The organism is Halomonas borealis (assembly GCF_004798905.1).
Lineage (GTDB): Bacteria > Pseudomonadota > Gammaproteobacteria > Pseudomonadales > Halomonadaceae > Halomonas > Halomonas borealis.
The window spans coordinates 1-232 of sequence record NZ_SDMO01000151.1; the positions used below are offsets into that span (position 1 = coordinate 1).

At 44.0% G+C, this 232-nt stretch carries 1 protein-coding gene; it reads right to left on the bottom strand.

The window, feature by feature from the left end; all coding sequences use genetic code 11:
• The coding region (locus ETC07_RS16485; protein ID WP_136249357.1) for a cytochrome ubiquinol oxidase subunit I at positions 1 to 232 on the bottom strand (232 nt) is incomplete at both ends.

The following is a 232-nucleotide window of genomic DNA, read 5'->3' on the forward strand; positions in this document are numbered from 1 at the left end:
GCAAATCCACCAGTTAAGAATGACCCTGTGAGAACGTGGGTAAATTCTAAGGTTGTTTGTGGGTTTGTCAATAAAGCTGAGAAACTGGTCAATGTTGCACGACCATCAATAACTTCATAGCCCCCTGGATTTTGCATGAAGCTGTTCGCTGCCAAAATCCAAAGTGAAGAAAGCCAAGTTCCAACCATAACTAAGCCAAGTGCCGCCAAGTGCAACTTTTTGCCTATACGGT